At 49.3% G+C, this 6343-nt stretch carries 3 protein-coding genes; all 3 read left to right on the top strand.

The features are described 5' to 3' along the window. The coding region (locus MOC09_RS18335; protein ID WP_268371424.1) for a condensation domain-containing protein at positions 1 to 1671 on the top strand (1671 nt) is incomplete at its 5' end. Between the two features lie 34 nt (positions 1672 to 1705). After that, positions 1706 to 5533 (top strand): surfactin non-ribosomal peptide synthetase SrfAC, encoded by a 3828-nt coding sequence (gene srfAC, locus MOC09_RS18330; protein ID WP_268371422.1) that lies wholly within the window; start codon positions 1706 to 1708, stop codon positions 5531 to 5533. 27 nt (positions 5534 to 5560) lie between these two features. Continuing rightward, positions 5561 to 6289, top strand: a complete 729-nt coding sequence (gene srfAD / locus MOC09_RS18325; protein ID WP_268360274.1) for a surfactin biosynthesis thioesterase SrfAD — start codon at positions 5561 to 5563, stop codon at positions 6287 to 6289. Positions 6290 to 6343 lie beyond the last annotated feature (54 nt).

Below are 6343 nucleotides of genomic sequence, written 5' to 3'. Positions count from 1 at the left end.
GGAAGCGGAGAATACAAAGCGCCGGCAACGGATATGGAAGAGCTGCTTGCCGGCATCTGGCAGGACGTGCTCGGCATTTCAGAGGTCGGTGTCAGCGACAATTTCTTCTCGCTTGGCGGAGATTCGATCAAAGGAATCCAAATGGCGAGCCGCTTGAACCAGCACGGCTGGAAGCTGGAGATGAAAGATCTCTTCCAGCACCCGACGATCGAAGAACTGACCCAATACGTGGAGCGTGCCGAAGGCAAGCAGGCAGACCAAGGCCCGGTGGAGGGCGAAGTCATCCTAACGCCGATTCAGCGCTGGTTCTTTGAAAAGAACTTCGCGAATAAGCACCATTGGAACCAATCAGTGATGCTTCACGCCAAGAAGGGCTTTGATCCTGAACGGGTGGAGAGAACGTTGCAGGCGCTGATCGAGCATCATGACGCACTCCGCATGGTTTACCGTGAGGAAAACGGGGACATCATTCAGGCGTATAAACCGATCGGTGAGAGCAAGGTCAGCTTCGAAATCGTGGATCTGTACGGCTCCGATGAAGACATGCTGAAAAGCCAGATCAGGATTCTCGCGAACAGGCTGCAGAGCAGTCTCGATCTGCAAAACGGGCCGCTTCTGAAGGCGGAGCAATACCGTACGGAAGCTGGGGATCACCTGCTCATCGCAGTACACCATCTCGTGGTCGACGGTGTATCTTGGCGGATTTTGCTTGAAGATTTTGCTTCAGGCTACATGCAGGCTGAGAAAGAAGAGAACGTGGTCTTCCCGCAAAAAACAAACTCCTTTAAGGACTGGGCGGAAGAACTTGAGAAATTCAGCCAATCAGCACATCTATTACAGCAGGCTGAATACTGGGCGCAAATTGATGCCGAACAGGTTTCTCCTGTGCCGAAGGATTATGAAACAGTGCAGCGGATGGTCAAACATACATCATCTGTCCTCTATGAATTAACGGAAGAAGACACCAAACATCTCTTAACGGATGTCCATCAGCCATACGGAACTGAAATGAACGATATTCTTCTCTGCGCACTCGGTTTGACAATGAAGGAATGGACAGACGGTGCCAAAATCGGCATAAACCTTGAGGGACACGGACGGGAGGACATCATCCCGAATGTCAATATCTCCAGAACGGTCGGCTGGTTTACAGCGCAATATCCTGTTGTGCTTGACATGTCTGAAGCAGATGCCTCAGCCGTGATCAAGTCAGTCAAAGAAAACCTGCGCCGCATTCCGGACAAAGGTGTTGGCTACGGCATTCTCCGTTATTTCACAGAAAAAACGGAAACAAAGGGCTTCACGCCAGAGATCAGCTTCAACTATTTGGGCCAATTCGACAGTGAGGTAAAAACCGAATTCTTTGAGCCATCCGCTTTCGATATGGGGCGCCAAGTAAGCGAGGAATCAGAAGCACTGTACGCTTTAAGCTTTAGCGGCATGATCAGAAACGGCCGATTTGTGCTTTCCTGCTCCTACAATGAGAAGGAGTTTGAAAGAGCTACGATCGAGGAGCAAATGGAACGGTTTAAAGAAAACCTCCTGATGCTGATCCGCCATTGCACGGAAAAAGAGGACAAGGAGTTTACCCCAAGCGACTTTAGTGCCGAAGACCTTGGAATGGACGAGATGGGCGATATCTTTGACATGCTTGAGGAGAATTTAAAATAAAACGCAAGGGAATTACAGAAGGCGGGAGCGACATATGAGTCAATTTAGCAAGGACCAGGTTCAAGATATGTATTACCTATCGCCGATGCAGGAAGGGATGCTGTTTCATACCATCCTGAATCCCGGCCAGAGCTTTTACCTTGAACAAATCACGATGAAAGTAAAAGGCAGCTTGAATATCAAATGCCTTGAAGAGAGCATGAATGTGATTATGGACCGGTACGATGTATTTCGTACCGTGTTCATTCACGAAAAAGTAAAAAGACCTGTCCAAGTCGTATTGAAAAAACGGCAGTTTCATATAGAAGAAATTGATCTGACACATGTAACGGGCAGCGAGCAAACAGCCAAAATCAATGAATATAAAGAACAGGATAAGATCAAGGGCTTTGATTTAACGCGGGATATTCCCATGCGGGCAGCCATTTTCAAAAAAGCCGAAGAAAGCTTTGAATGGGTGTGGAGCTACCATCACATTATTTTGGACGGATGGTGCTTTGGCATCGTCGTGCAGGATCTGTTTACGGTATACAATGCCCTGCGTGAACAAAAGCCGTACAGCCTGCCGCCTGTCAAACCGTATAAAGACTACATCAAGTGGCTTGAAAAGCAGGATAAACAAGCATCACTGCGTTACTGGCGCGAGTACCTGGAGGATGTTGAAGCACAGACGACGTTTGCAGAGCAAAGAAAGAAACAGAAGGACGGCTACGAGCCGAAAGAGCTGCTATTCTCACTGCCTGAGGCGGAAACAAAGGCCTTTACCGAGCTCGCAAAATCGCAGCATACCACTTTAAGTACGGCGCTGCAGGCAGCCTGGAGCGTATTGATCAGCCGCTATCAGCAGTCTGGCGATTTGACCTTCGGAACAGTCGTTTCCGGTCGCCCCGCGGAAATCAGAGGCGTTGAACATATGGTTGGGCTGTTTATCAACGTTGTTCCGCGACGTGTGAAACTGTCTGAGGATATGACATTTAACGGTTTGCTTAAGCAGCTTCAAGAGCAATCGCTTCAGTCTGAGCCGCATCAATATGTGCCGCTTTATGACATCCAAAGCCAGGCCGATCAGCCAAAACTGATTGACCACATCATTGTCTTTGAGAATTATCCGCTTCAGGATGCGAAAAATGAAGAAAACAGTGAAAACGGCTTTGATATGGAGGACGTACATGTTTTTGAGAAGTCAAATTATGATCTCAACCTGATGGCTTCCCCGGGGGATGAGCTGCTGATTAAGCTTGCCTATAATGAGAATGTGTTTGATGAGGCGTTTATTCTGCGTTTGAAATCTCAGCTTCTCACAGCAATTCAGCAGCTCATTGAGACGCCGGATCAGCCTGTAAACACAATCAACCTCATTGACGACAAGGAGAGAGCGTTTCTGCTTGCCGGCTTAAACCCGCCGGCTCAAACTCATGAGGCAAAGCCTCTGACGCATTGGTTCAAGGAAGCGTTGGACGTTAATCCTGATGCGCCGGCGCTTACGTATTCCGGCCAGACGCTTTCCTATCGCGAATTAGATGAGGAAGCGAACCGTCTTGCACGCCGTTTGCAAAAGCAAGGTGCGGGCAAAGGCTCCGTAGTAGCGTTGTACACGAAGCGCTCGCTTGAACTGGTGATCGGCATTATCGGTGTGTTAAAAGCGGGAGCGGCCTATCTGCCGGTTGATCCGAAGCTGCCGGAGGACCGAATCTCGTACATGCTGAGTGACAGCGGGGCGGTTTGTCTGCTGACACATCAGGAGATGAAAGAAAAAGCGGCTCAGCTGCCGTATACAGGCACAACGCTCTTCATCGATGACCAAATAAGGTTTGAAGAACAGGCAAGCGATCCTGTGACAGCAATTGATCCCGATGACCCGGCATATATCATGTATACGTCCGGCACAACTGGTAAGCCGAAGGCTAATATTACCACTCATGCCAATATTCAAGGATTGGTCAAGCATGTAGATTACATGGCATTTTCTGAAAAAGATACGTTCTTATCTGTTTCGAATTACGCCTTTGACGCATTTACCTTTGATCTCTACGCTTCCATGCTGAATGCGGCACGGCTCATTATCGCGGATGAACATACGCTGCTTGATACAGAGCGGCTCACAGATCTGATCCGGCAAGAGAACGTCAATGTCATGTTTGCGACAACTGCACTATTTAATCTTCTGACTGATGCGGGAGAGGATTGGATGAAGGGGCTTCGCTGCGTGTTATTCGGCGGAGAGCGCGCGTCAGTGCCTCACGTCAGAAAAGCGCTGCGTGTCATGGGACCGGGCAAGCTGATTAACTGCTACGGACCGACTGAGGGAACGGTGTTTGCGACAGCTCACGTCGTACATGATATTCCGGATTCCATCTCCTCATTGCCGATTGGAAAGCCGATCAGCAACGCCAGCGTTTATATTCTCAACGAGCAAAACCAGCTTCAGCCATTTGGAGCGATCGGTGAACTGTGCATCAGCGGAATGGGCGTGTCAAAAGGATATGTAAACCGCCACGACCTGACGAAGAAAAAGTTTATCACCAACCCGTTCAAACCGGGAGAAACACTTTACCGCACAGGGGATTTGGCACGCTGGCTGCCGGACGGAACGCTTGAATACGCTGGCCGTATTGACGACCAGGTCAAAATACGCGGGCACCGGATTGAGCTTGAAGAAATCGAAAAGCAGCTGCAGGAATACCCGGGCGTGAATGATGCGGTCGTTGTGGCAGACCGCCATGAGTCTGGCGATGCATCAATCAATGCCTACCTCGTGAACCGGACGCAGCTATCAGTTAAAGACGTGAAGGCGCACCTGAAAAAACAGCTTCCTGCTTATATGGTGCCGCAAACCTTTACGTTCTTGGAGGAGCTTCCTTTAACGACAAATGGAAAAGTCAATAAACGGCTGCTGCCAAAACCTGATCAGGATCAGCTGGCGGAGGAATGGATCGGGCCACGCGACGAGACGGAAGAAACGATCGCAAAAATCTGGTCTGAGATTCTCGGCAGACAGCAGGTCGGCATTCATGACGATTTCTTTGCGCTTGGCGGGCACTCCTTAAAGGCAATGACCGCCGCTTCTCGCATCAAGAAAGAGCTTGCGATTGATCTCCCGGTAAAACTTTTGTTTGAAGCACCGACGATCGCCGGCATTTCAGCGTATCTGAAAAACGGGGGCTCATATGGATTGCAGGATGTAACGATAATGAATCCCGATCAGGAGCAGATCATTTTTGCATTCCCGCCAGTCTTAGGCTATGGCATCATGTACCAAAACCTGGCCAGCCGCCTATCGTCATACAAGCTGTGCGCCTTTGATTTCATTGAGGAGGAAAGCCGGCTTGACCGCTATGCGGATTTGATCCAGGAGCTTCAGCCGGAAGGGCCTTTGACACTGTTCGGGTATTCGGCGGGTTGCAGTCTGGCGTTTGAAGCAGCCAAAAAGCTTGAGGAACAAGGACGTACTGTTCAGCGGATCATCATGGTGGATTCCTATAAAAAACAAGGTGTCAGTGATCTCGACGGACGCACGGTTGAGAATGATGTCGAAGCGTTGATGAATGTCAATCGGGACAATGAAGCGCTCAACAGCGAAGCCGTCAAACAAGGCCTCAAGCAAAAAACACACGCCTTTTACTCTTACTATGTCAACCTGATCAGCACAGGACAGGTGAAAGCTGATATTGATCTGCTGACATCTGGCGCTGATTTTGACATGCCGGAATGGCTTGCGACGTGGGAAGAGGCAACAACAGGTGCTTACCGTGTGAAAAGAGGCTTCGGAACACACGCTGAAATGCTGCAGGGCGAAACACTAGATAGGAATGCAGGGATTTTACTCGAATTTCTTAATACACAAACCGAAACGGTTTCTTAAATGAAGTGTGAAAGGAGGAGACAGCCAATGAGCCAACTCTTCAAATCCTTTGATGCGTCGGAAAAAACGCAGCTCATCTGTTTTCCATTTGCCGGCGGCTACTCAGCATCGTTTCGCCCTCTCCATGCTTTTTTGCAGGGAGAGTGTGAGATGCTCGCTGCCGAGCCTCCAGGACACGGCACGAACCAAACGTCAGCCATTGAGGATCTCGAAGAGCTGACCGATTTGTACAAACAAGATTTGAACCTTCGTCCTGATCGGCCGTTTGTGCTGTTCGGACACAGTATGGGCGGCATGATCACCTTCAGGCTGGCGCAAAAGCTGGAGCGTGAAGGCATATTTCCGCAGGCGGTTATCATTTCTGCGATACAGCCGCCGCATATTCAGCGGAAGAAAGTATCCCATCTGCCTGATGATCAGTTTCTTGATCATATTATTCAATTAGGCGGGATGCCCGCTGAGCTCGTTGAAAATAAGGAGGTCATGTCCTTTTTCCTGCCTTCCTTCCGATCAGATTACCGGGCTCTTGAACAATTTGAGCTTCACGATATGGCCTCGATCCAATCGCCTGTTCATGTCTTTAACGGGCTTGATGATGAGAAATGTATACGGGATGCGGAAGGCTGGAAGAAGTGGGCGCAAGACATTACATTCCATGAATTTGCTGGTGGGCACATGTTTCTGCTGTCACATACGGAAGAAGTGGCAGAACGGATTTTTGCGATATTGAACCAGCATCCAATCATTCAGTCGTGATCAAAAGCGGACAGCGCCTGCTGTTCCGCTTTTTTTGTGGAGTGGCAATTTTCA

Source organism: Bacillus sp. N12A5 (assembly GCF_026790125.1).
In the GTDB taxonomy this organism is placed as follows: domain Bacteria; phylum Bacillota; class Bacilli; order Bacillales; family Bacillaceae; genus Bacillus.
Note: the sequence above shows the minus strand (reverse complement) of the source record. Positions and strands in the feature narration are given on the sequence as shown.